Annotated in this window: 18 protein-coding genes and 1 pseudogene; 12 read left to right on the forward strand and 7 right to left on the reverse strand. The window is 39.8% G+C overall.

Annotation, left to right across the window (positions count from 1 at the left end; all coding sequences use genetic code 11):
• Nucleotides 1–19: 19 nt before the first annotated feature.
• Nucleotides 20–2,764, reverse strand: coding sequence for a CHAT domain-containing protein (locus tag AACU25_RS00760; protein ID WP_321206626.1), 2,745 nt, complete (start codon nucleotides 2,762–2,764; stop codon nucleotides 20–22).
• 613 nt (nucleotides 2,765–3,377) lie between these two features.
• Between AACU25_RS00760 and AACU25_RS00765 the strand changes: the two genes are divergently transcribed.
• The 11 genes and pseudogenes from AACU25_RS00765 to AACU25_RS00815 all read left to right on the forward strand — a co-directional run.
• On the forward strand, nucleotides 3,378–3,851 hold the full coding sequence (locus AACU25_RS00765) for a hypothetical protein (protein WP_096573465.1): 474 nt from the start codon (nucleotides 3,378–3,380) through the stop codon (nucleotides 3,849–3,851).
• A gap of 207 nt (nucleotides 3,852–4,058) precedes the next feature.
• Nucleotides 4,059–6,221, forward strand: coding sequence for a two-partner secretion domain-containing protein (locus AACU25_RS00770; protein ID WP_190445686.1), 2,163 nt, complete (start codon nucleotides 4,059–4,061; stop codon nucleotides 6,219–6,221).
• 715 nt (nucleotides 6,222–6,936) lie between these two features.
• On the forward strand, nucleotides 6,937–7,227 hold the full coding sequence (locus AACU25_RS00775; protein ID WP_190445685.1) for a hypothetical protein: 291 nt from the start codon (nucleotides 6,937–6,939) through the stop codon (nucleotides 7,225–7,227).
• Nucleotides 7,228–7,466: 239 nt separating this feature from the next.
• Nucleotides 7,467–8,270, forward strand: a complete 804-nt coding sequence (locus AACU25_RS00780; protein WP_096573468.1) for a CAP domain-containing protein — start codon at nucleotides 7,467–7,469, stop codon at nucleotides 8,268–8,270.
• Nucleotides 8,271–8,392: 122 nt separating this feature from the next.
• Nucleotides 8,393–8,854, forward strand: coding sequence for a hypothetical protein (locus AACU25_RS00785; protein WP_096573469.1), 462 nt, complete (start codon nucleotides 8,393–8,395; stop codon nucleotides 8,852–8,854).
• Between the two features lie 315 nt (nucleotides 8,855–9,169).
• On the forward strand, nucleotides 9,170–10,894 hold the full coding sequence (locus AACU25_RS00790) for a ShlB/FhaC/HecB family hemolysin secretion/activation protein (RefSeq protein ID WP_096573470.1): 1,725 nt from the start codon (nucleotides 9,170–9,172) through the stop codon (nucleotides 10,892–10,894).
• Between the two features lie 948 nt (nucleotides 10,895–11,842).
• Nucleotides 11,843–12,364, forward strand: a complete 522-nt coding sequence (locus AACU25_RS00795; RefSeq protein ID WP_199347224.1) for a phycocyanin subunit beta — start codon at nucleotides 11,843–11,845, stop codon at nucleotides 12,362–12,364.
• Nucleotides 12,365–12,484: 120 nt separating this feature from the next.
• Complete coding sequence (gene cpcA, locus AACU25_RS00800; protein WP_096573471.1) at nucleotides 12,485–12,976, forward strand: phycocyanin subunit alpha; 492 nt, start codon at nucleotides 12,485–12,487, stop codon at nucleotides 12,974–12,976.
• Nucleotides 12,977–13,506: 530 nt separating this feature from the next.
• On the forward strand, nucleotides 13,507–14,322 hold the full coding sequence (locus tag AACU25_RS00805) for a phycobilisome linker polypeptide (RefSeq protein WP_096573472.1): 816 nt from the start codon (nucleotides 13,507–13,509) through the stop codon (nucleotides 14,320–14,322).
• Between the two features lie 683 nt (nucleotides 14,323–15,005).
• Complete coding sequence (locus AACU25_RS00810) at nucleotides 15,006–15,872, forward strand: phycobilisome linker polypeptide (protein ID WP_096573473.1); 867 nt, start codon at nucleotides 15,006–15,008, stop codon at nucleotides 15,870–15,872.
• 156 nt (nucleotides 15,873–16,028) lie between these two features.
• Nucleotides 16,029–16,220, forward strand: a pseudogene (locus AACU25_RS00815) (phycobilisome linker polypeptide); the annotation flags it as partial.
• A 193-nt stretch (nucleotides 16,221–16,413) separates the two neighbouring features.
• Here AACU25_RS00815 and AACU25_RS00820 read toward each other — a convergent pair.
• On the reverse strand, nucleotides 16,414–17,364 hold the full coding sequence (locus AACU25_RS00820; RefSeq protein ID WP_096573475.1) for a D-2-hydroxyacid dehydrogenase: 951 nt from the start codon (nucleotides 17,362–17,364) through the stop codon (nucleotides 16,414–16,416).
• 89 nt (nucleotides 17,365–17,453) lie between these two features.
• Between AACU25_RS00820 and AACU25_RS00825 the strand changes: the two genes are divergently transcribed.
• Nucleotides 17,454–18,185, forward strand: a complete 732-nt coding sequence (locus AACU25_RS00825) for a Nif3-like dinuclear metal center hexameric protein (protein WP_096573476.1) — start codon at nucleotides 17,454–17,456, stop codon at nucleotides 18,183–18,185.
• Nucleotides 18,186–18,305: 120 nt separating this feature from the next.
• Here the strand turns inward: AACU25_RS00825 and AACU25_RS00830 are convergent, their stop codons facing one another.
• The 5 genes from AACU25_RS00830 to AACU25_RS00850 all read right to left on the reverse strand — a co-directional run bounded on the left by AACU25_RS00830 (nucleotide 18,306) and on the right by AACU25_RS00850 (nucleotide 23,508).
• On the reverse strand, nucleotides 18,306–18,614 hold the full coding sequence (locus AACU25_RS00830; protein WP_190445684.1) for a hypothetical protein: 309 nt from the start codon (nucleotides 18,612–18,614) through the stop codon (nucleotides 18,306–18,308).
• Nucleotides 18,615–18,645: 31 nt separating this feature from the next.
• Nucleotides 18,646–19,647, reverse strand: coding sequence for an ABC transporter substrate-binding protein (locus AACU25_RS00835; protein ID WP_096573478.1), 1,002 nt, complete (start codon nucleotides 19,645–19,647; stop codon nucleotides 18,646–18,648).
• Nucleotides 19,648–19,791: 144 nt separating this feature from the next.
• Nucleotides 19,792–20,121, reverse strand: coding sequence for a 4Fe-4S dicluster domain-containing protein (locus AACU25_RS00840; protein WP_096573479.1), 330 nt, complete (start codon nucleotides 20,119–20,121; stop codon nucleotides 19,792–19,794).
• Between the two features lie 126 nt (nucleotides 20,122–20,247).
• The gene (locus AACU25_RS00845; protein ID WP_096573480.1) at nucleotides 20,248–21,882 is read right to left on the reverse strand and encodes an FAD-dependent oxidoreductase; all 1,635 of its coding nucleotides are present in this window, start codon (nucleotides 21,880–21,882) and stop codon (nucleotides 20,248–20,250) included.
• A 585-nt stretch (nucleotides 21,883–22,467) separates the two neighbouring features.
• Nucleotides 22,468–23,508: an NADP(H)-dependent aldo-keto reductase gene (locus tag AACU25_RS00850; RefSeq protein ID WP_096573481.1), complete on the reverse strand. Its 1,041-nt coding sequence runs from the start codon at nucleotides 23,506–23,508 to the stop codon at nucleotides 22,468–22,470.
• Nucleotides 23,509–23,643 lie beyond the last annotated feature (135 nt).

A 23,643-nucleotide genomic window follows, 5' to 3' on the forward strand; every position in this document is an offset into this window, starting at 1 on the left:
GTAGAGACGCGATTAACTTTTAAAGCCAATTACCGATGACAATCATGGGTGCCCAATATGCAGGATGATCGTATAGAGGATTGATATTTTCCGAAGAGGGTAATTTTTTAGCATTAATCATTCTAATTTGAGCTGTTTGCAGTGCCTCTGCAATACTCATACCAGCCTGACGATAGTTAGTGTAAAGTGTTTTGACCATTTCGGATGTCGATTCATCGGTGACACTCCACAAAGATGCGATCGCACTTTTCACCCCAACCTGCAATGCAACTCCAGCTAATCCTAGTGTGGCACGGTCGTCGCCCAATGCGGTTTCACAGGCGCTGAGTGTGAGTAGTTCAACGCTATGTGATTTGTTGTTGAGGTTTCGCAGAGATGTTTCTAATTGACTAATAGTCAGTTTTTGGTTTTTCCCTGTGACAATGAAGGTGTCTTCTGGAATGATGCCAAATTGAGCATGACTAGCTATGTGAATAATAGAATATGGGGTTTTTTCTAGCTTCTGCTGAAAACTTTCGGGGATAAAGTTATCGTCAATCAGGGGAGTACGATCGGGGAAGATACTTGCAACAGCACTGACTTCACTGGGAACAGCCAAAAGCCGATCAAAAGTCTTACCATCGATTGTGGCTGCTTGGGTTAAACCCAAAATTAATGCTTTTTGTGTACTGCGATCGCGTAATTTTGGATTGGTAACTCGTAAACTGGGAGTTGTGGCAACTGCATAGGTTTCGATTAAATATTTCTGTTGTTGGCTGTCATAAAGTGCTGCCATTGGTACGCTACGCAAAAACCCATCCTGAATAAATACTAGGGTTTTGACTTTCTGTGATTTGATATCTTCAGCAAAAGGGCGAATGATCCAATCATAAAGCTCTGCGGCAATTGTGGTATCGTAGTTAATCTCTGCTTTGCTAACTAGTCCTTTGCGAAACTCGGCAATTTTTTTCTCTAGAGTTTCACTGCTAACTATTTTATTTGCACCTGGTTGATAGGGGTCTTCAATCCATTTAAATTTGGTTGCTTGATTGGGTAACTGTAACAATATCCCAGTTTTGCCATCTAAAATTATGGAACTTAAAAACCCTGTATTTTGAAACGTGACACTATGATCTTCGAGGAGTTCACCTACTAATTTGGGGTTCAACCCACTCAAAATGCAATCATTGCCAAAATAATTCTGTAATTCTGCCAATCTCAAAGCATCAATGGTATTAACTATTTTTGATAGTTCCTTGGCACGTCGTTCGTCTGTAATTGCTCCTACTCCTAACAACTCCAGCCGCGACTGTGCCAATGTCCGATATAATGGTCTGACAACATCGCGTAAGTCAAACTGTACATCCCGTTCCGCAGTCAAAATATCCTGGCGTATATCTTCTAAAGTATCAAATGCGCGCTGATAAGATGCGATCGCTTCTTGTTTTCGCTTCTGTGCATCTAAAATCCGTCCCGCTTGCCACTCCCACAAATACAAGCTATCTTTTGCACTCAAATTGCTGTCTGCGGCGATAATTGCAGTTCGAGTATATTTTAATGCTTTTTCATAATCTTTCTGGCATTCCCAAAAATGCCCCAAAGCACCGTTAGCATAGGAACTTAAGCGATTATCTGGGATTTTTTTACTAGTTAATACTGAATTTTCTAGCAAATTTAAGGCTGTATTATTACCAGATAAAACCAGATCAGTTGGACAATAGATAAAAGGTGAAGTTACTTTAGCATGGCGCTGCAAGTATGCTAAATCAATTTGTCCATAGACCTTTGTTGCGGAATCTGGCAAATCTTGCAGAACATTTAAAGCATCCGCAAGAGTTTTGGAAAACTCCTCCTCATGAATAAATTGACCGCTTGTCTGGGAAGCCAGCTGAATTAAGTTTAATAATCCCCGCATCTCGGCTACAGCTTGCTTTTGGTTGCGGGCAAACTTTATACTATCCTGAAAATATTGGTAAGCTTTTTGATAATCATCCAAAGACTTTTGCGTCAATTCTTGTTCTTTACTAGAAATACCAGCCTTCATTGCGGAATCGGCTTGTAGTTCTCGCAATTGACCGCGACTTTTGTAAGCATTGCCCAAACTATTGAACACCAAGAATTGATATTCTGGAGTCACTTGTCGCGCTGCGTCTAAATATTTAATTGCTTGGTCGTAACTACCAATTAAGCGATAAGCTTCACCGAGAATCCCCAAAGCTGCAACCCGACCGCGTTGGTCGTTATATTTGGTAGCAATTTGTGCAGCACTATCTGGTGTGCATTCTATGTTCTGGTTGACTTGATATTTTGATTTATCTATTAATTGACCACATAAAAGCGCGATCGCTTTGCGAGGTTGTCCCAAATTGCTGTAAACTTGGGCTAGTTCTGACTTCATGCGTCCCAGTTGCTGGATATTTTCCACCACACCATAGTCACGAATTGCTGCTTCTAGAGATGCGATCGCTTGTTTATTGTCTCCTATTTGTTGGTAAGCACGCGCCAAATTTTCATTTACAACTGCCCTAGCTGAGGGATTATTTTTATACTGATTTAGTACTTCCTGCCAACGTGCGATCGCATTGGCAAAATTCCCCCCATTATAGTCTGTAATTCCTTGCTCAACTAATGCATTTGTATTTGGAGTTTTTGCCGTTACAACTTGTCCAAACAATAAACAAATTACCAGGGTTAGCAAAAATAATGATTTAATAACTTGATGACGATTTAGTTTTTTGTGTTGTTGAATACAAAAATAAATTATTATCTGGCAAAGGTTTTTCATCTTCTGCAATACATGAATATGTTTAAATGCAGAAAGTAATACTTTTAAATATTTATTTTTGGTTTTAATCTTGAAAATATGATGATAAAAGTTATGCTTATTCATATGTATAAAAGCAATATGCTGATATTTCCTGAATGATAGTGTAAGTAGGGTGTATCGCAACAAAGAAAAATACTCATATAAGAAATATCATGGATTTTTGATTTATCCAAGGTAAACTATTTATGAATTCAACACAGTAGCGAAAACAACTCAGTATTAAAAGCATTTTCGACAATAAAACTCATTTACGATTACAGGTTATAGTGCTTTACGCAATATTCCAGGATTCATATTAATTTCCTCCGATACAACTGGCGATGTGCGTAATTTTGAAGCAACATCCCGTCCTTGGAAAAGACAAAAATAACACATACAGTTTTCTGCAATCACGCGATCGCATTCATGCATTAAGCACTGTTTAATATTGCACACAAACAAGCAGGAAAGGTCGTATTTGTCACTAATTAATTAAGAGTAGTATTTATATTCAGAAAGAGCAGAAGGGTTGGCAAATAACCTTAAAAACTCTTTGAACATCTGAAAAATTAAAACATAAAGGAAGAAAATTATGAGTATGAATCTCCAAGTTGCCATTGACAAAGACACCACTGTGATTTCCGAAGAGATGGACAAAGCAACCACCCTGTTCGCCGAAGCAATCTCTCAAATTCTGCCCGATCTAGCTCAGTTATTCCAGCAATATCAGGTATCAGGAGTTTTAAAAACGAAGCTACTACCCGAAACTAGTCGTGGTTGCACATATATAGATGGTCGCGCCATATGTACTAAAGGCTTTCGTCTGGAACTAATGCGTGAATCTGTTAGTTTCGGCGAAACATCAACGCGAGATACTGAGACTGAGCAAAAATTTTGGACAGATATTGAATCAAAATTTCTTGAGATGGTGGATCTTTTAAGTCAATCTATCCAAGAAATGAGTGAAAGTTTTGAAGTTCAATTCTCTATCGAGACAGCCACAGTGAACATTGAACAACCAGTAGTGTGTCAATGGGACAGTAATAAAATTCTTCACTGCTCTTAAACTGTAACTATTCATTCCCTCCCGCTAAAATGCTAAAAATATTTATTTTTCGTTGAGAAGTAGGGGGGAGTGTAAAATGTTGTCTTAAACTGTGAATGTTGCCAATATTGTGTGAACATATTGCTTGTGTGATTCTGTCATTTTTTGTTAGATGTTCCTTCGAGTCAGTGGATGACTATGCTTCAAAGAAATATCAGCAAAGTCCAGATGCTAAAACTCCTAAGTCATTTAGCGATCGCAGGTACCTTTGTTATTTTTGAAGACCCAACCTTTGCCCAAGTAACACCTGACAATACTTTGGGCGTTGAAAAGTCCATAGTGACTTCTAACACTAATAATGATTCTCTCCGTCTGCAAATTGAGGGCGGGGCAATTCGCGGAACTAATTTGTTTCACAGCTTCAGCGATTTCAACATAGCTGAAGGGCAAAGCTTATATTTCCAGAACCCAAGCGGCATTACGAACATTATCAATCGAGTGACTGGGGGCAGTTCTTCAAGTATCGAAGGAACATTAGGTGTATCGGGTGGCACTGCCAATTTATTTCTCCTCAATCCAAATGGGATCATCTTTGGAGAAAATTCCCGCCTCGATGTTAAAGGCTCATTTGTCGCCACAACAGCAACTGCTATTCAGTTTGGTAATCAAGGCTTCTTTAGTAGCTCTACGCCTGATTCCCCGCCTTTATTAACTGTTAATCCATCTGCTTTTTTGTTCAACCAAGTCGCTGCTGCACCGATTGTTAATCGTTCCACTACTCCATTAGAAGAATCGGTTAGACGAGGGTTAAAAGTGCCAGATAGTAAGAGTTTACTCCTGTTAGGGGGTGAGATAAATTTTGCTGGGGGTGGTGTAAATGCGGCTGGGGGACAGGTGGATTTGGGAGCAGTTGCAGGCACAGGAACTGTAGAACTAAGTCTGGATGAGAACCGTTTGCGCTTGACTTTTCCCGCCACGCTTAATCGAGCCGATATTTCTCTAACTAATGGCGCTACAGTCAATACCAGTGGTGAAGGCGGTGGTTCAATCCAGATTTGGGGCAGAAGTGTTTTTATGAATGGCGGTTCTAAAGTTGCGGCTTTTACCCAAGGAGCAAAATCCGGAAGCAGCTTAACCGTGAATGCCTCTGAGTCGTTGGAAGTGAGAGGAATCGTCCCATATGGTAATATAACGACTTTGAGTTTCGGGGATGGAAAGGCTGGCGATCTGATGATCGAGACCCGAAGATTGAGTATTCGAGATGGTGCACAAATCATATCAGGGACACTTGGCAACGGTTCAGCAGGTCAATTAACTGTAAATGCCTCTGAATCTGTCGAGGTAGCAGGTCGAGATAGCAGCACTGGTAGCTCTAGCTTCTTGGCTAGTTTTACGGGCAATGCGGGGCAGGCAGGAAATCTAACCGTCAATACCAGAAGCCTAATCGTCAGGGATGGAGGAGCTTTATCCACGGAATCACTGATTGCATCCGATGATAGAAAGGCTTTCCCAAGAGATGGAGACAGTGGTAATCTAACGATTAATGCCTCTGATTCTGTGGAGTTGAGCAAAGAAGGATTCATTTTTACAAACACTGGAAACCCTAGAAAGGCTGGCAACTTAACGATCAACACGGGTAGGTTGCTGGTTCAAGATGGTAGTGTCATCGGCGCACCAGGCACAGGTTTGGGAAAGGCAGGCAACATCACAGTGCGGGCACGTTCAATCGTTCTGAGTAATCAATCACAAATAGACGCTACAAATGTTAGTCAGGGTGGCAATATCATATTAAAAGTGGGGGATATCTTGCTGTTGCGTGAGAATAGCTCTATTTCCACCAATGCTGGAACGGCTCAGGCAGGGGGAGATGGCGGTAACATCACCTTTGATGGCAAGTTCATCGTAGCAATTCCCAACGAAAATAGTGACATTAGCGCTAATGCCTTCGCTGGAAATGGTGGCAACATCCAAATCAACGCCCAAGGTATCTTCGGTATCGAGTCCCGTGGAAAACCAACTGATAAAAGCGATATTACTGCCAGTTCGGAACAAGGCATTTCAGGTGCAATAAATCTCAATCAACCCGATAACAGTTCAATTCAAAACAGCTTCAGCCAATTATTACCAAATGTAATTGATACAAATGCACTGATTGCCAATAGCTGTATTGCACGTGGCAGTAAGCGACAAGAAAATTCTTTTACCATCACAGGTTCTGGTGCTTTACGCAATAGTCCAGGTGATGCTTTAATTTCAACCTATTCAACTGGTGATGTACGTGGTGTTGAATCCACATCTCGTCCTTGGAAAAAAGGCGAACCCATCATTGAACCACAAGGATTATATCGATTACCTGATGGGCAATTACTGTTAAGTCGGGCTTGTAGTTAAGAGGTTATTTATAAAGTAATACCATTTTGAAAAAAGAACGCAACAGATGGGTAGGTAGGGAACATCCACCATCTTTTGGCATATCAAATATCTTATTGCTGCCCATTAGTGTCAACTTAACACCAAACCCGCTTTGTGCAAAGGTTTTGCCCTCACCCCCAGCCCCTCTCCCTCAGGGAGAAGGGAGCAAGAGATTCAATTCCCCTTCTCTTTCAGGGAGAAGAGGGGATGAGGGCGCGAGGTATTTGTACAACACGCGCCGTATATAGCTTTTAGCTTAAGTTGACACCAATGATTGGTGCCGTGCCCCTACAAAGAATTTATCTGTCGCAAACATAATTTGAATTGGTATAAACATAAAATTACTGTGGGGGAGCTAGTCGCTTGGGAAACTCGCTTACGCAGTGGCTCACCTACTGAAGATTTACTTTATAAATGGTCTCTAACGGAAATATTGCAGATTTAGCAAAGCTAGCAAATAGCACAGTGACGGTTGTCATTGTGCTATTTGTGCATTCATTATGCATTTTTCTGCAATGGTGCGATCGCTTTCATGTATGCACGAGGTAACAATCCTGCAATTAAACAAGCAGAAAAGGTCGCTGCTTAAGCAATTAACAAAGAATATTATTGCTATTAAGAAAGAGCGGAAGATTTAGTCAACAAGCTAAAATATCGCCTTTTCTCAAGACTCTATTCTTCCACATAGAAAATTATGTCTACTACTTCTCACCAATCTATGAAAAACAAACTTGCTCTAATTTTTTTTAGTTCAACCTTAGCTGTAAGTGCTGCTATACCTGCACTAGCTTATGCTGCCCACGAGCATCCTTTCCATCATAATGAGCGGATAAAATCAATGACTCAAATAGAAGGTAACGGATACTGTAGAAATCTTTTCCAACAATTAAAGGCTACAGGCGATCTCGGAGGAGGTTTTGACCCTAATCGAGTTAACCATGTCTGGGCACATATTCAGAATGGAGATTGTATTGCTAATACATAGTTGATTTTTAACTATTGCAGCATTTCAAAATTGGGCATAATTCAATCAGTTATTACGCCCAATTTTGTTGGAAGCATTAATAGTTTAATCTGCTAATGCATCTCAGAGATACCTCTCTACCGAAGACTAGAAAAGCATTTCAAAATTTGCTGTAGATAAAACCCAATTCCCTAATTTTCAGCCATTTTCTACACAACCCCTAATCACCAATCTCTTCTACTTGATACTTTGGAGGCAATATGACAACTCTTTTTCCTGGTCAAAGTCTATACCCAGGACAAAGTCTGCAATCAAATAATCAGATGCACAGGTTTATTATGCAATCTGATGGCAATGTTGTGCTTTATAATGGCAATTTTCAACCTCTTTGGGCAACGAATACTTGGGGAATTCAACCGCGTGAGTTAATCATGCAAGCTGATGGAAACTTAGTTCTTTATGATAGTTCAGGTTCTCCAAGATGGGCTAGTGATACATGGAACAACCCTGGAGCATTTTTCAAGATTCAAGATGACGGTAACCTAGTAGTTTATCGAGCTGATTCTCAAACTGAAACTGTGGATAATGCTTTATGGGCATCAGGTAGTAACGATATATGGGATTCAAGCGGGCAAGGCGGGCAGAATGCTCAAATTCAAGAAATTTTAGCAGCTCATAATAGGTACAGAGCTGAAGTAGGGGTTCCTCCACTGCAATGGTCAGAAAATTTAGCACTAAGTGCTCAACAGTGGGCAAATCATTTGGCAGCCATAGGAACATTGCAACATAGTCGTTCTGGAGAAAACCTAGCACAAGGCAGTACTGGCTTCTTTTCTGTCACGCAGCTAGTAGATATGTGGGGTGATGAAAAGCAGTATTTCAGTAACGCTGCTTTCCCCAATGTATCTAGTACCGGCAATTGGATGGATGTAGCTCATTATACTCAAGTTATTTGGAGAAATACAACAGAAGTTGGGTGTGGTTTAGCAAGTGGCAATGGTAACGATGTCTTAGTTTGTCACTACAACCCAGCCGGAAATGTCACGGAGCAAGAGGTTTTTTAAGCGTTCTCAGTCGAGTGAGGTGCAGATTTGATTTGTCTGTCTATCTATTGTGGGGTAGACATCTCTAAGTGTACCCATCAACTTCATTAGCAAACTCTCTAGAAATAAACAGAAGGAACAATATGCTTTTATTTTTTACAATGCCATTAGATGAAACCTCACAACTAAATAGAGGTAGATTATTTCTCGTAGATGATAATAAAGGAATTGTGGGTAGATGGGTGGCTACAAGTAGCACTGCGGATAAACAAGGTGTAAAAGATTGGAATATTCGCGGTGGTGTAATTCCTGCTACTCATGAATTAAATCCTCCATTGCCTTTTTACTCTGTTGCAGTGAAGCCTGTAGACCTGAGAAATGTTAAAGGTGTAGAAGGTAATGCTTACCCTATTTCACCCTTTGAAGTCAAAACTATTGATGGAGGAACCCGTTCTGACTTGCTGATTCATAAAGATGCAAATGTACCGGGAAGTATGGGCTGCATTGTGCTACCTGAATCAGAATTCACAGATTTTGAGAAAGCCTTTCAGAAATATTGTGCAGGAGAAGAGAGTGTTAAACTTCTTGTGGGCTATACTTATTAAGAGAAAATAAACATCAAACTCTTTAATCTTCTAATCATAACTGAGGCATCTGAAAAACAATCATTATTAGCCTCTTTGCTATCCAAACAAGGGCATATCTGTGCAGTTCTTACAGAGTAACTGATGCCCTAACAGTTTCAAAAAGCCATTTTTAGCAGCGATCCTTGCTAGAAAATGGCTTTTTATTTTTTCGGAAATCTATCAAGTATTACGAAAATCGCTGAATTATATATTTATGTAATTATTAAGCAAATATTGTGGTATTTTAATGAATATTAATCTTGTATAAAAACTTCAACGTTTCATAGATAAACAATGAGTTTTTACCTGCGGATTCAAACGCTATTTTTAACATTACTTGCTTTCCTTAGTATCACTTCGATGGCAACTTTTGCACAATCGAGACCCCCATCAGGTGTAACAATTCCTCCCGATACTCCAGGGAAAGTGGAAGAAACTCTACCCCAAGCAACGCCGAAGCCTCCTTCTCCTACACCATCTACACCAACTGTCCCGATACTTCCATCATCTCCACAAGAAAATCTACCCGACACAATCTTTCCTAGTAGTGAGACTTTCTTTGTCAAAGAAATTCAAGTTAAAGGCTATTCTGTTTTAAAGGATGAAATTTTTAAATTAAAACAACCTTTAGAGAATCAAAAAATTACATTTGAGCAGTTATTGCAACTGCGATCGCAAATCACTGAACTATATGTTAAAAACGGCTACGTCACTAGTGGCGCATTTATTCCCAACAATCAAAATGTCGCTAATGGTGTGGTGCAAATCCAAGTGGTGGAAGGTGAACTAGAGGGAATTGTAATTTCCGGGTTAAAAAGATTACAACTTGCATATGTGCGTTCCCGGATTCAACGCTTTGCAGGCAAACCCTTGAATCAAAAAAGCCTCGAAACAGCGCTGCAATTATTACAACTTGACCCAGCGATTGCAAGAGTTAATGCTGAGTTAACCGCAGGTAGCACTTCTGGAAGCAATATTTTACAGGTGAAAATTACTGAATCACCAGCATTCCATGCAGGAGTTATCTTTGCAAATAACCAATCAGCTAGCGTTGGTTCAGAACAAGGTAGTGTTTTTATTGCTCACGATAATTTATTAGGGTTTGGAGATCAATTCAGTGCTGAATATGGCATTACTGAAGGTTTAGATATTTACAATCTCAGTTATTCTATTCCCTTTAACGCCTTAGATGGAAGCATTGGTATTCGCTACAGCAACAGTAGTAGCCGCATTATCGAAAGCGAATTTCGTGACTTGAATATCAACAGCGAAGGCGAAACTCTTTCTTTTAATGTCCGTCAACCATTAACCTATACCCCGAACAGCGAATTTGCCCTTTCTCTCGCATTCGATTTACGGCGCAGCCAAACCTTCATACTCAATGATATTCCCTTCTCTTTTACCGAAGGCCCCGAAGATGGGAAATCCAGAGTGACGGTGATTCGCTTTTCCCAAGACTGGTTACAACGTAATGCTAATACTGTTTTAGCGGCGCGATCGCAATTTAGTTTTGGGATTGATGCCATAGATGCAACTATCAACAATAGCGGTACTGATGGGCTTTTTTTCTCGTGGGTGGGACAATTTCAATGGGTACAACGGCTGTCTCCCCGCATCTTGATGCTGGCCAAAATTAACACTCAACTTACACCTGATTCTTTACTGACGCTTGAAAAAATTAGCATTGGGGGAGTTGAGACAGTGCGTGGTTATCGTCAAAATCAACTTGTTGCTGACAATGGTGTAGTTGGGGGGATAGAAGTTCGGATTCCCCTGACATCGAATGTTGAAACCCTACAGGTATTGCCCTTTTTTGATATTGGTACCGTTTGGAACAATCGCGATCGCAACCCCGATCCACAAACCCTTGCTAGCTTAGGATTAGGGTTACAGTGGCAACCTATTAGTGGTTTTCTATTGCGTGTAGACTATGGTCTACCATTGATTGTCACAAGCGATCGCGGTAGTTCGCTACAAGATAATGGCTTTAACTTTTCAGTACGCTATCAGCCATTTTAATGCAAGTATGTATGCAAAATTTAGTTTATAAAACGTATTTGCGTTTTATCAGCAGCATAGCCAATAAATTTTGCATATTCGCTTATATCTCCCGGTTTCTCACTACCGAATCGCACTACGCATCACGACTCGTAACAGACAACTTGGGCGTGACATGACCATAATCTCAGCACCTATATTTCTATGCTAGGGAAACCCACGTTTTTAATGTGTGTTTATAGTAGTTAATTCTCCCTTTCCCAAGGGGGAATTCTATGTAAATTAGTAATCTTCAAATATTGTTTGCATAAAATACTGCTTTTTTATTACAATTTGTAAATTTTCTAAGAAAAAATGTAATCTTAATTTCTTTTTTATTGTTATTTTTGTGTTTACTAACACTTTTTTTATAGGTAAAGATTATTGTTTCACAAAATAATGAGCCAACAATAGTATTTTTGTCATAAAACTATAGCAAATTTTTATTTAATTAATTTACTAATTTAAAACAATATTAATTCGCCAAGTTCTTTATTCGCAGGACTTTACAGGTTTTAAGTTATAAAAATATTTTCGCATAAATGATTGTAAATCAATATAAAATATTAAAAATACAATTATCGAAAAATTGATTATACCTATTAGAATAATCATGAAACATTTCTTAATAAAAAATGCCAGCGAAGCATTATAAAAATAATTTGTAAGGGTTGAGAGGGAAAATCAAGTAAATAAAGACTCTAATTTTTTAGGTCTAAATACTTGACTTAAATAACTGAAAATCTTTCTAGAAAAAATGAAAGTATTTTCAGCCTTGACGCTAAAATCTATGTTTCAATCAAAACAAATTTGACTTTTTTTGAAACATGATGAAGCAGTCATAAAACAATAAAAGCTGAATGCTTCATTTTTCACTTAACCCCTCATCAATTAATTACTCAATTAATCAAAATTTAGGAGAATCACACTATGGTGCAAGATGCATTTTCCAAGGTTGTTTCCCAAGCTGATGCAAGAGGCGAATATCTAAGTGATGGTCAGTTAGATGCTCTCATCAACTTAGTTAAAGAAGGTAACAAGCGCGTTGACGTTGTTAACCGGATTTCTAGCAATGCATCTTCCATTGTTGCTAACGCAGCTCGTTCATTGTTCGCTGAACAACCTCAACTAATTGCGCCTGGTGGAAATGCTTATACTAACCGTCGTGCAGCAGCTTGTGTACGGGATTTGGAAATCATCCTTCGCTACGTTACCTATGCGATTTTTGCTGGCGATGCTAGCGTTCTAGATGATCGCGCGCTGAATGGCTTGCGGGAAACCTATTTGGCATTGGGTACTCCTGGTGCTTCTGTTGCGGTTGGTATTCAAAAACTTAAAGAATCTTCAATCGCTATTGCTAACGATCCCAATGGTATTACCCGTGGTGATTGCAGCAGCTTGATTGCAGAAGTTTCTGGTTATTTCGATCGCGCAGCAGCAGCAGTTGCCTAAACATCAAAACACTTTCTATTAGGCCTCTTGCATAAAAGCAAAATTGATTTGAAACAGCAATTTTTGCAAGAAGTCTATTCAACAAATTTTTTGTAAAAGCAATTAGGAGAAGTTCTTCCAATGACTAAAACACCATTAACTGAAGCAGTTGTAGCTGCTGATTCCCAAGGCCGTTTCTTAAGCAGCACCGAACTCCAAGTTGCATTTGGTCGTTTCCGCCAAGCAGGTTCTAGCTTAGAAGCCGCAAAAGCACTATCCAAAAAAGCTTCTAGCCTTGCAGAAGCTGCTGCTAATGCTGTGTACCAAAAATTCCCCTACACCACCACCACATCTGGCCCTAACTACGCTTCTACCCAAACCGGAAAAGATAAGTGCGTGCGTGATATCGGCTATTACCTGCGGATTGTTACTTACGGTTTAGTTGTTGGTGGTACAGGCCCAATCGATGATTATTTGATTGGTGGTTTGGCTGAAATCAACCGTACCTTTGAATTATCTCCTAGCTGGTACATTGAAGCTCTCAAATATATCAAAGCTAATCATGGTTTAAGCGGCGACCCTGCTGTTGAAGCTAACTCCTACATTGATTACATCATCAATGCTCTGAGCTAAGTTGGCTCAATTTAAGTACAGCAGCAAATGGTCGGTTGATAAATCAGATCAATTCGCAGCTATTGGTTCTTAAAAGCTTTTCAGTTTTGTGAAACACGGGTATGAAAATCCTTTGGTAATTATGCAATACAAATGAATAGTTTTACCAAATGATTTTTGGCAGTCATTAATCCTGTTACACAACAACTGAATATCAAGTTTGCAGCCGTAAAAAGTTGCAAATTGCAAAAGCGTCAAGCATTTGTGTAGTAAGCTGAGAAATTTATAAACACAGATTTCATTATGTATTAGCAGTCAAATACAGCTGACTCCAATACTTGTGTTGTCTGGGTAGATAAATTCTCATCTTATTACGCAAGGCTTTTTCTTAATTGTGAAAAAAAATTTATTAACAAATTTTGTAAATGAGGACTTTAGTCCTTTATTTTAAAGCACTAAAGTGCTGATTACGAAGTTGACCATTTTTTAGCTGTAACTTAAAAAATTTTTACCGAGTTTAACGGGTTAGAAAATAAGGAACAGATAAGATTATGGCACCGTTAACAGAAGCAAGCAGATTGGGAATTCGTCCGTTTGCAGATAGTGACAAAGTAGAATTGCGGTTTGTCAAAACCGCAGAAGAAGTACGGTCAGTTATTTGGTCTGCATATCGCCAAGTTTTAGGTAATGAGCATCTGTTTGAAAGTGAACGGCTATCTAGTGCAGAATCACTTTTGCAACAGGCGCAGATTTCTGTGCGGGATTTTGTGAGAGCGATCGCACAATCCGAACTGTATCGCCAGAAATTCTTCTATTCCAACTCGCAAGTGCGCTTCATTGAACTGAATTATAAGCATTTGCTTGGTCGTGCGCCTTACGATGAATCAGAAATTGCTTACCACGTTGATATCTATACTTCTCAAGGTTACGAAGCCGAGATTAACTCCTACATTGATTCTGTAGAGTATCAACAAAACTTTGGTGATTCTATAGTGCCGTACTATCGGGGTTATCAAACTACAGTAGGACAAAAAACTGCTGGCTTTCCCCGTTTCTTTCAGTTGTATCGAGGCTATGCAAATAGCGATCGCGCCCAAAACAAATCCAAAGGGCAATTAACCTGGGATTTAGCAAAAAATTTAGTATCCCCCATCTATCCTGCTGATGCTGGCTCTTTAACTGGCGTATCAACAGGAAATCGTGGTGGTAATACCTATCGGATTCGTACTACACAAGCTGCTTCTCCCAACTCACCACGCATTCGCCAAAGCATTACCGAAGTAGTTGTCCCATTCGATCAGTTATCGAATCGTTTACAACAACTCAATCGCCAAGGGCGCAAGGTAATTAGCATAGCTCTTTCTTAGTTCTGAGTGCGTAGAGGGTTTAGCATTGCTCATTGGTATCAACTTAACACCAAACCCTCTTTGTACAAAGGTTTTGCCCTCACCCCCAGCCCCTCTCCCTCAGCTATCCATTACCCGGATCTTTCTCAACATTTACGAGAGTATTCACTCACGCTTTTTATAACCCTGATTCCTTCGTCATCAATTCTCAATAAAAACCTAATTTTAGCGAGAAGACTAAGAGTTAATCTGTCAAGTATGTTTGACACCTCAGTGTTCAAGATGCCCACAAAATAAGCGTTTCAAGATTGTAAAGAAAGATGTGACTAATGGATAGCTCCCTCAGGGAGAGGGGAGCAAGAGATTCAATTCCCCTTCTCCCTCAGGGAGAAGGGGTTAGGGGATGAGGGCGCGAGGTATTTGTACAACGCCCGCCCTATATAGCTTTTAGCTTAAGTTGACACCAATGAGCATTGCTAAACCCCTAAAAAAATCTTTTTGTGTCAGAATTTTCGTGAATTAACTACTGAGTTATGAGCAAGATTTCAAACTTGGAAATGTTTTTCTTTTGGTAGGCGTTATTTAAACTCACTTACTAATCATAAGAAACCATAACCAAAGTCTGAAAATTTTTCTTTTTTAACTCAGCACTCAGAAATCAGCACTATTTTCAACTCAAAACCCTTCGTTAAGGAGACTTTTAGATGCCAATTACAACAGCTGCATCCAGACTTGGAACTTCTGCATTTAGTAACGCTGCTCCTATTGAATTACGTTCCAATGCCAACAAAGCAGAAATTGCACAGGTGATTGCGGCTATTTATCGTCAGGTTTTAGGTAACGATTATGTGTTGCAATCTGAACGTTTGAAGGGTTTAGAATCACTACTGACTAACGGGAATATTACAGTTCAAGAATTTGTTAGGCAGTTAGCTAAATCAAATCTATACAAATCCAAGTTTTTTTCTAATAACTTTCATAGCCGTGTGACAGAGCTAAATTTCAAACATTTGCTTGGTCGCGCTCCCTATGATGAATCTGAGATTATCTATCATCTAGATTTATATCAAACCAAAGGCTATGAAGCTGACATTGATTCCTACATCGATTCAGCAGAGTACCAGACAAATTTTGGCGAAAACATTGTGCCCTATTATCGGGGATTTAACAATCAACTAGGGCAAAAAACAGTAGGCTTTACCCGAATTTTTCAACTATATCGCGGTTACGCAACAAGCGATCGCTCTCAAATCCCTGGAGCATCAGCTCGTTTAGCTAGCGAATTAGCCAGAAATAGCGCATCAACGGTTATTGCTCCTGCTGGTAGTAACAATGGTTTTGCTTATCGTGCTTCTGTCAAAGGACAAACCCCCAGCACAGCATTTCAAGGTTCGCAAGCTTTCGGTTCAGGAAGGCTGTATCGCGTTGAAGTAGCAGCTATTTCTCAACCTGGTTATCCCAAAGTTCGCCGCATCAACAAAGCCGTAGTTATCCCCTACGAAGAACTATCCAATTATTTCCAACAAGTTCAACGTCGCAATGGCAAAATTGCCAGCGTTACACCGCTTTAGGGGTTGGGGGCTGTGAAAAAAGCAGGGGGCAGGGAGCAGGGAGCAAGGGAGAAATAACAAACACCCAAAACCTAACACCAAACCCCAATTACCCATGCCCAATGCCCATTGCCCCATGCCCCTTTGAATATTGTTCTTGATTGTTAGGATGTCAACATGGTTTATCAAAGTCGGAGTTTTCAAGTAGAAGTTTCAGGATTGCATCAAAATGAGGTGACAAATCAAAACAATTACCCGATTCGTGCTAGCGGTAGTGTGTTTATTACCGTACCTTTTAGCAGGTTTAATGAAGAACTTCAGCGGATTAATCGCTTGGGTGGCAAAATTGTCAATATTCAACCTTTAAATCTGCAAATAGGCGAAAATTAGTGTTCTCTGTTTCCCAATGAGAGGCTATGCTTTGTCTCTCAAAGGGGAATTGCAAATAAAAAAATAATCAATCGCTTTGGTGGGCATGGTGACGTATTAGGCAATTTTGAGCCATTTTGCTCTGCCAAAGCGATTAACTAGTTAACAATTAATTGCGATCGCCACTGGTAGTTTAATACCCAGCATTTTTATCGACTACATTACGCAGGGGTTGACCGTTGTAATATCGTGTAAAATTATCGATAAAAAGTGCGATCGCCCGCTCTCTAGTTTTGGGAGAATGACCAGAACAATGAGGAGTAATAAAGATATTTGGTTGCGTCCATAACTGACTTTCTGGTGGTAGTGGTTCTGTAAAGACTGTATCCAAAGCTGCACCAGCAATTTGACCAGTTTGTAAAGCTTTAATCAGTGCAGGTTCATCAACAATTGCACCACGAGCAATATTAATTAAATAAGCATCGGGACGCATAAGGCTAAATACTTCCTCATCAATCATCCCCTTAGTTTCGTTAGTTAAAGGTGTGGCAATAACTACATAATGCGCTTCACTTAATAGTGGTTTCCATTCATTTGCACCCACTATTTTATCGAAGTTTGGTAATGGTTGCGGATTACGGCGACTACCATAAATATTTAAACCAAAAGCTTGAGCGCGTTTAGCAATTTCTTGCCCAATTCCACCTGCACCAATAATTAATAATGTTTTATCGAGCAGTTCTTCATTTCTAAAGCCTCGTTGCCAACTTTTTTGTGCTTGTAGTTCACGCAATTTAGTAAAATTCTTCGCGTAAGACAAAATATAAGCAATCACAAATTCCGCCATCGGAATAGCATGAAGCCCCGCACCATTGGTTAGCAATATTTCTCTGGCTAAATATTGTGGTGTGAGAATATTATTTACACCTGCATTTGTTGCTTGATGCCAACGCAATTTAGGTGCTGCATCCAGAACTTTTTGCAAAGTTGTTGGTTTTATATAATAAAGCCAACTAAAATAAACCTCAGCATCTGTAGCATCACCATCAATATTGCCATCCACATCAGCCCGCACAAATGTTATATCGCTAGGTAGATGCGGTTTAATCTCATCAGCAACTTCTATAGGAAGAATGAGCTTCATTATCGCTTACTCCATTTATATTTGATTCAAATCTACTTATAAATTTTGATTTTTTATTGCTGTTATTAATAATTATAGTTTCTTAAATTATGTTTAAATATCATCTAATTTATCTAATAAATATAGTAGACTTTCTAAATAAATTCTTCAATGTTGAGCAATTTCCTACTAGCGAGAGAGGCGGTACATATTTACCATCATCAAATCCTGTAGAACGTTTAGGGTTAGCACTGGAAGCTGAAACAAGATTATATGAATGGGTCAGCTATAAACGTTTAGATGCATTATTCTTACATCGTCCTTGGAACTTAGAATTAGAGAAGCTTCCGCCAGAATTGGGAATAATTTCCTATCATCTCCCATTCGATGAGTGCTTAACTGTAGGTTTCAATCCTCGTTTAGCTCAAGTTTTGCAAATGTCTAATTTAGAAGTATTAGGCGAAAAAGAAAATAGAGCAATTGGCATGATTGGCAACATACAGACTCAATCTTTCGTCGAGTTATGTAGTCTTATCACACAAATGTTTGGCAACCCCAAACAAATATTACCAGCAGTTAACGATGATGTAAAACGCATTGCTGTTGTTGGTGCAATGACAGATTTATTAGTACGCGAAGCAGCAAAACGTGGTGTTGATGTTTATATTACAGGACAATTTCGCCAACCAGCGAAAGCTGCAATACAAGAAACTAAAATAGGCGTTATTACAGTTGGTCATCATCGTAGCGAATTATGGGGTTTACGTTCATTATCAGAAGTACTACAAGAACGCTGGCCTAGATTAGAAGTATTTATCTATAATGACTCTGAATCTACTTAGATTGATTATCTTCCAAGAGTTCGCGTAGGATGCGTTAGCGATAGCGTAACGCATCAGCTAAAATTTTTTCAGAAATCAAATCAGATTCCTATATGATGACACTTAATCTACTTAAATTCATCATCTAGCAGGATTATGTAACCAAGTTTCTGTAACATTATCCCAACAAGCATCAACCCAAAGCTTTTGATTTTCATCCCAGTAGGATAATGTTGCTAGATCTACCATTGGAATTTGAATCTCAATCTCTACTGCTGAGGCTAGCGGCCCTGAATCTGCAAAACTAAGTTTGTCATCAAGAATATCCATTATCCATCCTTGATATTCTTGCCCATTGGTTATTTTAAAATAGTGCTTTGTGCCAAACTCCCTAAATTCTTCTAGGATAACTTTTGCATTTTTCATCAAATTTATTTTCTTATCAATCACCACCTTTTACTGAATTGATATTTTAAAACTTTTATTGCTTCGCTATCCAATCATCTAATTTAAAATCAGACTGGGCTAATTTTTGCGAGACTAAAAATTTCTTTGTTCCTTCTAAAAGTTGTACGCCTTGATTGGGTAAAGGTTCTACTGGGAATTGTGTGATGGGAAAAGAAGCTTTCACCACATCAAGAGGATATCCTGATACATCAGCATGAAACTTGTAGTAAGCCTCTGGGTTGGCTTGAATATCTTTCACAGATGCTTGTTTAATCTGATTCCACTTTTGCGGTAAATCTGGATGTTTAGCCAAAAAATCTTCTGTAGCTACCGTAACGCTAGTTCCGCGTAAGTCTGGGTGTTGAATTGCTTCATCAATCACGGGATAGCCTTTTGCTTTTAACAATGGCCCGGTTCCCGTTGACGCTGCGATCGCAGCCACATCTCCCCGTTCTAATGCGGCTTGGGCTTCGCTTGGTAGCATATGGATAACTTTAACGCGATCGCTAATTCCAGCCTTTTGCAATAATCCAATTAAATAGCGATGCATATAAGAACCTTTAGAAGTCGCTACCTTCTGTCCTTGAAGTTCCGCGACAGAACCAGGGCCATTTTTCTTCGCCAATAACCAAGCATTTGTTCCTACTTGTTCTTGACCAATCAAGCGTGTGGGTAAACCTTTGGCTTTACCAACTAATGCAGGTGTATCACCATAAATTCCTACATCCACTTCCCCAGCTACCAAGGCTTCATTCAAGTTCGGCCCATTAGGAAAATTCAGCGTTTTGATTTCTGTAATCCCTAATTTTTGCAATTCTGGTAAAAGTTTACCTTGATGCATTGCCCAACCTGTCGGGCCAGTTGGTGTTTTTACTTTACCGTTAGTAATAAAACCTAAGCGCAATGTGGAAGTCTTAACTTCCGCCTTAGTTGTAGTTGTGGGATTGGGTACTGCTTGAGAAACAGTTTGATTAGAACTGCAAGCAGTAGTAAGAAATAATAAACTCGATACAGCTAGAGTTGGTAGTTTAAGCATGAAAAACGAACCGCAGAGACACGGAGAACGCAGAGAAGAGAACAAAATAAGTTAGTTGATGTGTGTATATGAAAATCAAGAAGCCAGAGTCTATGTAAATTTTTGACTCTTGACCCTTGACTTTGGACTCATTTTGCAGACGTACTATTTCATCTGCTTAAGAATTTGGTGTGTAGAATCTTCTTGGGCAGAGGAAATGCGATCGCGCCCCCAACCTACATTTCTTCGGTAGCTTCCCAAAAGTTCAGCCTCTTTCAGTAATGTTTCATCTACAGAATCCAGAGGATCAACTTGTGGGGCTACATATAAAGCATCCACCGGACAGTACAATTCACACATGAAACAAGTTTGACAATCACTCTGTCTAGCAATTGTAGGTGGTGCATCAGGCACTCTATCAAAAACATTTGTCGGGCAAACATTCACGCAAATATTACATTGAATACACCGCGACGCACTAACTAACTCAATCATACGATTTTAGATTTTAGATTTTAGATTTTGGATTGAGAAATGAGGCGCATTGTTGAACTGACTTTGAGAGGATAATCTTGCATTCTTCTTTGCGCCTCTGCGCCTCTGCGTGAGAAAAACAGATAACTAAGAAGACGCGCCTACCAATTCCTTCTCTATCCCCAATTCCTCACGTCGCACCCAGACTCGATCCAAACCACCACTAACTAAATAGTGTTGCTGATGAACATCCATCTCTGGAAAATCTAGATGCTTGTGCATACCGCGAGTTTCTTTCCGTTCTAAAGCGCTGTTATACATCCATCGCGCTGTAGCAACCATTGCCGCAGCTTCCCGCATCTGAATAATATTTTGCTGATTTCCAGCTTGACTACTACGAATTTCTTGCCAGAGATGATCTAATCTCTGCAATGATCCAGTTAAAGTTTGTTCTGTACGGAAAAGATTGCGATCGTAGGGGAAAACCTCAGCTTGGGTGGCTTGGATAACCTCTTCAGCTTTAATTTGATGTTGGCTACCACTAATCAATCCAGCTTCGCCAACGGCTTCTACAGGGCGCTGAGTTACCCCCTCTCCCAAACTTTGTGCGTATTCAGCCGCAGATTTACCAGCCCAGTAACCAGAAGAAATTGCCCAAGCTGCATTATGACTACCACCACCAGTAAAGCCACCACAAATTAATTCTCTGGTAGCTGCATCACCAGCAGCGTAAAGTCCTGGGACGGATGCAGCACAGCTAGAATCAACAATCCGAATCCCACCTGTACCACGTACTGTTCCTTCTAAACGCAAGGTAACGAGGAAACGTTGGTTAAAGGGATCAATCCCTGCGCGATCAAAAGGTAAGAAGAAATTCGGCTGTGCTTTCCGCATATTTGCCTGCATCTCTTCATTTGCTTTATCCAAAATGGCGTAAACAGGTTGCGTCAAAAGCGTTTGGGCAATTACTGAACGCCCTCTTTGAGAACCTGCACCAGATATAGGCGTGCCATCTTCGTATGTGAAAGTTGCCCAACTGTAAAACAGGGTTTTGGTAACCGAAGAAAAGGCGGGAGAGATGCCATATGCGTTAGAAAACTCCATCCCTGACATCTCTGCACCCGCTTCTGCTGCCATGAGGTATCCATCCCCAGTCAGGACATTGCAACCTAAGGCTTTACTTAAGAAAGCACAACCACCTGTTGCAATGATTACTCCACCTGCACGTACAACCCACTGCTTACCAGTCTGGCGGTTAATTCCAGTTGCCCCAGCAACGGCACCTTTTGCGTCTACTAATAATTGCAAGGCAGGGCTATTGTCTAAAATTGTTACACCCACCCGCTTAATTTGCTTCCGCATCAGGCGCATATATTCTGGCCCCTGAAGACTGCGCCGATAGGGTTTACCCTCTTCATCAACAGGAAAAGGATAACCCCACTCTGCTAATAGGTTGACGTTGGTATATGTCTGATCCAGTACCCGATCCATCCAGGTACGATTGGCTAAAAATCCCCCCAAGGCTTCGCGACTGGCTTTTGCAGCTTCTCTAGCTTCTGCATCAGGAGGTACATACCATACACCATTACCCGATGCTGCTGCACAACCACTCGTACCGCAGTAACCCTTATCGACTAAAACCACCTTGGCGCCAGCAGATGCAGCACTCCAAGCAGCCCACGTACCAGCTGGGCCACCGCCAATTACTAGAACATCTGTCTGTAAATTATGGTCAACATCAATGGTAGATGAATTCTGCGATCGCCAATGGGGACTACTCATTGAATTCCTCGCCTCAATATTTAGCTTATGAACTAAAAAACTTAGATAATCATGCAATAAATATGCCAGTTGCTAACTGCAATGATGTTCATTAGAACAGTTAATCTATGCATATTGTTGTAGCACTGGCATTTACAATACCATAAATTACGGTTAGTCGGTCAAGTTACAGTATTTATTTTCAATAAAAGCCTTGCATAATTTTTTATAAAAATCAAGAGGGTGTTTTGATCAAACTTCAAATCCTCAATAAAAAGCAGAGTTTTTTAAGAAGAATCCCATAAAATTACTGCTTAAAATCGTAGATTTATCCTAAAATCTGCCTATTATCGGTTTTTTATGATTTTGCGTAAAAAATTAAATATAAGTTGAAAATTATAAAATTTTATAAAAAGTTTATTGTGTGGTAGGCACTTTAGTGCTCACCTTAATAGGTTCTAAGCACTAAAGCGCTTACTACAGGTTTGTAGACAATCCCAAAAATTAAATTATCCAATCAGTGAGAGCAAAGACAATAATCAGATTTTTCCTCCTCTGCTTCCTCCGCTAACCCAACGAAGAGATAATTTATTTTTTAGTCCCCAATTATGGTGCTGGATTGGGATAACTTGTATGAACTGCGTCTAACTCTGCTAAAATCTCTGGGTTAAGAACTACATTTACACTTTCAATATTTTCTTGTAGTTGTTGTAGCGTTGTAGCACCAATAATTGTACTACTCACAAACCAGCGACTCCGCACAAAAGCTAAAGCTAATTGAGCAGGTGTTAAATTATGTTTTTTGGCAATTTCCGCATAAGCGGCGACAGCTTCATTGACATTTTGTTTGAGATAACGTTGTCCAAAACCTGGAAATAAAGTTATGCGAGTATTTCCGGGGTTGCTATTTTCTATATACTTGCCTGTTAACAAACCAAATCCTAGCGGACTGTAGGCGAGTAAACCAACATTTGTGTAATGCGAAACTTCTGCTAAAGCGGAATCAAAAACGCGATTTAGCAAGTTATAAGCATTTTGAATTGAGACTACTTTAGGTAATCCCAACTTTTTCGCAGCATGAACAAATTTAGTTACCCCCCAAGGAGTTTCATTACTCAAACCTATATAGCGGACTTTACCGGCTTTGATAACTTCTGCAAAGGCTGCTAATTGCTCAGAAATCTTCACAGTTTCCCGTTCTAACTCTGGTTTATACTCTGTTTGACCAAAAGTTGGAACATAGCGATCGGGCCAATGAATCTGGTACAAATCGATATAATCTGTTTGCAAGCGCCTCAAACTATCATCTACCGCTTGCTGAATATTCTTACTATCAATTTTGATATTTCCGTCCCGCAGCCATTTAAATGGACGACCGGGCCCAGCAATTTTAGTAGCAACAATTAGTTGATCCCGTTGCTGTTTTCTCAACCATTCGCCAATATAAGCTTCTGTTTTCCCTTGAGTTTCGCCACGAGGTGGTACTGGGTACATTTCCGCAGTATCAATAAAGTTCACCCCTTGAGCAATAGCATAATCTAATTGCTGATGGGCTTCTTCAATAGTATTTTGATGCCCATAAGTCATGGTTCCCAAACAAATTTCGGAAACTTTTAAATCACTTTCGCCGAGTTTGTTGTATTTCATAATTTCTGCATCAATTCTCTTAATTACTTTTACAGCAGATTATCAGGTACATGAGGTACCACAATTAAATTCATATATCAATCTTGTGGTGCGGGTATCCTAACCGCTACAGGTGTACCTTGTAAGAGATAAAAT

Origin of the sequence: Tolypothrix tenuis PCC 7101 (assembly GCF_963874875.1) — a bacterium.
Lineage (GTDB): Bacteria > Cyanobacteriota > Cyanobacteriia > Cyanobacteriales > Nostocaceae > Aulosira > Aulosira tenue.

Excerpts from the sequence above, each read along its gene's own strand:
- AACU25_RS00785 (WP_096573469.1), top strand. The coding sequence starts at position 8,393 with ATGCTTTTATTTTTTACAATGCCATTAGATGAAACCTCACAACTAAAT.
- AACU25_RS00760 (WP_321206626.1), bottom strand. The coding sequence starts at position 2,764 with ATGAAAAACCTTTGCCAGATAATAATTTATTTTTGTATTCAACAACAC.
- AACU25_RS00795 (WP_199347224.1), top strand. The coding sequence starts at position 11,843 with ATGGTGCAAGATGCATTTTCCAAGGTTGTTTCCCAAGCTGATGCAAGA.
- AACU25_RS00775 (WP_190445685.1), top strand. The coding sequence starts at position 6,937 with ATGTCTACTACTTCTCACCAATCTATGAAAAACAAACTTGCTCTAATT.
- AACU25_RS00825 (WP_096573476.1), top strand. The coding sequence starts at position 17,454 with ATGTTTAAATATCATCTAATTTATCTAATAAATATAGTAGACTTTCTA.
- AACU25_RS00820 (WP_096573475.1), bottom strand. The coding sequence starts at position 17,364 with ATGAAGCTCATTCTTCCTATAGAAGTTGCTGATGAGATTAAACCGCAT.
- AACU25_RS00805 (WP_096573472.1), top strand. The coding sequence starts at position 13,507 with ATGGCACCGTTAACAGAAGCAAGCAGATTGGGAATTCGTCCGTTTGCA.
- cpcA (WP_096573471.1), top strand. The coding sequence starts at position 12,485 with ATGACTAAAACACCATTAACTGAAGCAGTTGTAGCTGCTGATTCCCAA.
- AACU25_RS00845 (WP_096573480.1), bottom strand. The coding sequence starts at position 21,882 with ATGAGTAGTCCCCATTGGCGATCGCAGAATTCATCTACCATTGATGTT.
- AACU25_RS00780 (WP_096573468.1), top strand. The coding sequence starts at position 7,467 with ATGACAACTCTTTTTCCTGGTCAAAGTCTATACCCAGGACAAAGTCTG.
- AACU25_RS00790 (WP_096573470.1), top strand. The coding sequence starts at position 9,170 with ATGAGTTTTTACCTGCGGATTCAAACGCTATTTTTAACATTACTTGCT.
- AACU25_RS00840 (WP_096573479.1), bottom strand. The coding sequence starts at position 20,121 with ATGATTGAGTTAGTTAGTGCGTCGCGGTGTATTCAATGTAATATTTGC.
- AACU25_RS00810 (WP_096573473.1), top strand. The coding sequence starts at position 15,006 with ATGCCAATTACAACAGCTGCATCCAGACTTGGAACTTCTGCATTTAGT.
- AACU25_RS00770 (WP_190445686.1), top strand. The coding sequence starts at position 4,059 with ATGCTAAAACTCCTAAGTCATTTAGCGATCGCAGGTACCTTTGTTATT.
- AACU25_RS00850 (WP_096573481.1), bottom strand. The coding sequence starts at position 23,508 with ATGAAATACAACAAACTCGGCGAAAGTGATTTAAAAGTTTCCGAAATT.
- AACU25_RS00835 (WP_096573478.1), bottom strand. The coding sequence starts at position 19,647 with ATGCTTAAACTACCAACTCTAGCTGTATCGAGTTTATTATTTCTTACT.
- AACU25_RS00765 (WP_096573465.1), top strand. The coding sequence starts at position 3,378 with ATGAGTATGAATCTCCAAGTTGCCATTGACAAAGACACCACTGTGATT.